The 516-nt window shown below is 45.3% G+C and carries 1 protein-coding gene; it reads left to right on the top strand.

The genetic code is table 11. The annotated features are described in order from the left end of the window. On the top strand, nucleotides 1–507 hold a 507-nt coding region (locus tag R7Q11_RS29415), incomplete at its 5' end, for an ATP-dependent nuclease (protein ID WP_318094495.1). Nucleotides 508–516: the final 9 nt, after the last annotated feature.

The raw sequence follows: 516 nt of genomic DNA, 5'->3' as shown, positions 1-516 counted from the left end.
CTATTAGTGGAAGGCGAAACTGAGGTTTGGTTGTTTAATGAATTGGCAAGACAATGTGGATACGATCTCGCCGCTGAAGGGGTTCAGATTGTCGAATTTGCACAATCTGGCTTACGTTCATTAATAAAAGTAGCCAAAGAGTTCGGTATCGATTGGCATGTGGTTACCGATGGTGACCCTGCGGGTAAAAAATACGCCCACACAGTAAGAGCGCAGCTTGGGCATGATCAAGAGCGCCATAGGCTCACTGAACTGCCCGATCGGGACATCGAGCATTTTCTTTATAATCATGGTTTCGAGCTTTTCTTTAAGGACATGATCAAAGTCCCTCATGACCATCCAATTCCGGCGAAGAAAGTGGTTAACCGCGTTTTGAAAAAACATGCGAAGCCAGATTTGGCTCTAGCCATTGTGTCTCACTGCGAAGAGAAAGGCATGGAATGTATCCCTGTGCTGTTGCGTTGGACTTTAAAACGCATCGTTACTATGGCAAGCGGGAATACTTAAGCCTTATAT

The organism is Vibrio sp. 970 (genome assembly GCF_033339075.1).
Note: the sequence above shows the minus strand (reverse complement) of the source record. Positions and strands in the feature narration are given on the sequence as shown.